This window comes from Pseudomonas sp. 1L-B-1-E-C1, assembly GCF_057291835.1.
The window spans coordinates 1-2,960 of record NZ_JBXAWN010000028.1 but is presented as its reverse complement, the minus strand read 5'-3'; the positions used below and the strand labels follow the sequence as shown (position 1 = coordinate 2,960).

4 protein-coding genes and 3 tRNA genes are annotated in these 2,960 nt (G+C 52.5%); all 7 read left to right on the top strand.

Annotation, left to right across the window (positions count from 1 at the left end; all coding sequences use genetic code 11):
• The first annotated feature begins 169 nt into the window (after window positions 1-169).
• The gene (gene birA / locus AC0Z4S_RS26420; protein WP_485625101.1) at window positions 170-1,123 is read left to right on the top strand and encodes a bifunctional biotin--[acetyl-CoA-carboxylase] ligase/biotin operon repressor BirA; all 954 of its coding nucleotides are present in this window, start codon (window positions 170-172) and stop codon (window positions 1,121-1,123) included.
• Window positions 1,113-1,865, top strand: coding sequence for a pantothenate kinase (locus AC0Z4S_RS26415; protein WP_485625100.1), 753 nt, complete (start codon window positions 1,113-1,115; stop codon window positions 1,863-1,865). Before birA ends, AC0Z4S_RS26415 begins: the two co-directional genes overlap by 11 nt.
• Before the next feature lie 7 nt (window positions 1,866-1,872).
• Entirely contained in the window at window positions 1,873-2,304 is a 432-nt protein-coding gene (locus AC0Z4S_RS26410; protein WP_253496299.1) for an SPOR domain-containing protein, read from the top strand.
• A gap of 142 nt (window positions 2,305-2,446) precedes the next feature.
• Window positions 2,447-2,531: transfer RNA gene (locus AC0Z4S_RS26405), tRNA-Tyr, on the top strand.
• Between the two features lie 25 nt (window positions 2,532-2,556).
• Window positions 2,557-2,630, top strand: a tRNA-Gly gene (locus AC0Z4S_RS26400).
• A 26-nt stretch (window positions 2,631-2,656) separates the two neighbouring features.
• Window positions 2,657-2,732 (top strand) — tRNA-Thr (locus AC0Z4S_RS26395).
• An 85-nt stretch (window positions 2,733-2,817) separates the two neighbouring features.
• Window positions 2,818-2,960 (top strand): GTP-binding protein (locus AC0Z4S_RS26390; RefSeq protein WP_230385152.1); only part of this gene is annotated, 143 nt, incomplete at its 3' end.

Below are 2,960 nucleotides of genomic sequence, written 5' to 3'. Positions count from 1 at the left end.
GTGGGGTTTCCCCATGTGAGAGTAGGTCATCGTCAAGATTAAATTCCGAAACCCCAATTGCGAAAGCAGTTGGGGTTTTGTTTTGCCTGCGAGAATGTGTCTGTTTGATTTCTATGCAACGGCCCGGGGCATGGCTATTATGCGGGCCTCATTGTGAGGCGAAACCTGCATGTTGACGTTGTTGAATCTTCTGAAGGATGGACGATTCCATTCCGGACAGGATCTAGGGGTGGCCCTGGGAGTTAGCCGAAGCGCTGTATGGAAGCAGCTGCAGCAGCTTGAAGCTGAACTGGGCCTGTCGATCCATAAAGTTCGCGGTCGCGGCTATCAGTTGTCCGCGCCTCTGACGCTGCTTGATCCCGTGGAAATAACCAGAAGAGCACCTCAGTGGCCGGTAACTGTGTTCGATTCTGTCGATTCAACAAATGCCGAGGCTTTGCGCTCCATTAACAAGGGGGCTCTCGCGCCGTTTTTGGTGCTGTCCGAGCGACAGGTGGCTGGGCGCGGTCGTCGAGGCCGTAAGTGGGTGAGCCCATTCGCGGAAAACCTGTATTACAGCCTTGTACTCCGTATCGAAGGCGGTATGCGTCAGCTTGAAGGGTTGAGCCTTGTTGTTGGCTTGGCGGTAATGCAAACCTTGCGAAGCAGCGGCGTGCCGACAGCCGGTTTGAAGTGGCCCAACGATGTTTTGGTGGGCAATAGAAAAATAGCCGGCATCCTGCTCGAACTCGTCGGAGATCCGGCGGATGTATGTCATGTTGTATTGGGCATAGGAGTCAACGTCAATATGCAGATTGCTGATGAGGTAGACCAGCAATGGACCTCTATCAAGCTTGAGTCAGGCAAGTCCTGCGATCGCAATGCTCTGGTGGCGGAGTTGAGTAATCAACTCGAGGCTTATATCCATAAGCATCAGCTTGAAGGGTTCGCAAGTCTGCAGGAAGAGTGGGCGGAAAATCATCTGTGGCAGGGTCGATCCGTTTCGTTAATAGCCGGGAACAGCCAGATCGACGGGGTTGTGCTCGGCATTGATAACCAAGGCGGGCTGCGCTTGAGCATAGATGGTGTTGAAAAGGTCTTTAGTGGCGGAGAGCTCAGTCTGAGGTTGCGTGATGATTCTTGAGCTTGACTGCGGCAACAGCTTTATAAAGTGGCGCGTGTTGGATGCTCTCGCGAGTGAAGTGGTCTCGGAAGGGGTTGTAGAATCCAGTCAGGCTTTGATTGAGAGTCTGCGGATCATAAAGTCGCTTTCATTGCGCCACTGTCGTTTGGTGAGTGTCAGGACTGATGAGGAAACCGGCGCGTTAATCGAGCTTATTGAGCGCGAGTTCGGTATTCCTGTCGTTGGTGCGAAACCCGCTCGGGAGATGTCCGGTGTTCGAAACGGCTATGAAGATTATGAGCGTCTAGGCCTTGATCGCTGGCTGGCGATGCTTGGAGGCTTTCACTTGGCTGCCGGGAATGCTTGCCTGGTTCTCGACTTCGGTACGGCTGTCACTGCCGATTTTGTCGCCGCTGATGGTGAGCATCTCGGTGGCTTCATTTGTCCTGGCATGCCTTTGATGCGAAACCAGCTGCGCACCCATACGCGTAAAATTCGCTATGGTGATGAGGCGGCGGAGCGGGCCCTATCCAGCCATGTACCGGGACGGACCACTGTTGAGGCGGTGGAGCGCGGTTGTTCTCTCATGCTGAGGGGTTTCGTTCTCACTCAATTAGAGCTGGCTCAAGCATATTGGGGCGAAAACTTCATGGTCTTCATCACGGGAGGGGATGCCGAGTTGGTGGATGGCGTCGTGCCTGAGGCCAGGGTTGTGCCCGACCTGGTTTTTGTCGGCTTGGCCATGGCGTGTCCCTTGTCCTGAGGTTTATATGCGTTGGTTGTTCCTGCTCCTTGTAGTTCTCAATATTTTTTACTATGTCTGGCATCAACAGGAAGCGCCCTTGCGAGCCAAAGACGTGACGCCTCTGAGTTTATATCGTGGTTCGCAGCAGGATATTCGTTTGTTGAGCGAAACAGCCAGTGATGGGCGCAGAGTGGAGGCTGCTCCGCGTCAGCAATGTCTGTTCATCGGTGGGTTTGCTGATGAGGATTCAGTTGCCAGGTTGCAACAGCGTCTGTTGGCAATGAGAGTCAATGTGCAATCCGTGCCAAAAGATGCTGCCGGAAGCGGTTACTGGCTGGCCGTTGCGCCGGAGGGTCAGCGTTTGTTGGGCGATCAACAGTTGCAAAACCTTTCCAAGGAATTCAATGAGTTAAAACATAAAATAATGCTGTGCGAAGGGGTTGCACCCACTCAATAGTTTGCATAGAATGGCGCCCGCTCCACAGCGAACGCCTTAATCGGGATTCAAAGTGAAGTGTGTCAACGCAGCTAACCTCAGGTTTTTAAATGAGAAAATGCTTGACAGGGGTTTGGCATGATATAGAATGCCGGCCTGATTAGGAGGGGTTCCCGAGCGGCCAAAGGGATCAGACTGTAAATCTGACGTCTACGACTTCGAAGGTTCGAATCCTTCTCCCTCCACCAGATTTAAGCGTGAGCTGCAGGCTCCGCGGGTATAGTTTAGTGGTAGAACCTCAGCCTTCCAAGCTGATGATGCGGGTTCGATTCCCGCTACCCGCTCCAAGTTTGCAGGTTGTGCAAAGGGTTTTGCTCTTGTAGCTCAGTTGGTAGAGCACACCCTTGGTAAGGGTGAGGTCAGCGGTTCAAATCCGCTCAAGAGCTCCATATAACAAGGCAGATATGAAAATATCTGCCTTTGTTTTAATGGTTGATATTGTTTGTCTAATTTCTTCTGTAGAGGGTGATATCGATGGCTAAGGAAAAATTTGATCGTTCCCTGCCCCACGTCAACGTTGGGACCATTGGTCACGTTGACCACGGTAAAACCACTCTGACTGCTGCTCTGACTCGCGTCTGCTCCGAAGTTTTCGGTTCGGCCGTCGTTGAATTCGA

Excerpts from the sequence above, each read along its gene's own strand:
- birA (WP_485625101.1), top strand. The coding sequence starts at position 170 with ATGTTGACGTTGTTGAATCTTCTGAAGGATGGACGATTCCATTCCGGA.
- AC0Z4S_RS26415 (WP_485625100.1), top strand. The coding sequence starts at position 1,113 with ATGATTCTTGAGCTTGACTGCGGCAACAGCTTTATAAAGTGGCGCGTG.
- AC0Z4S_RS26410 (WP_253496299.1), top strand. The coding sequence starts at position 1,873 with ATGCGTTGGTTGTTCCTGCTCCTTGTAGTTCTCAATATTTTTTACTAT.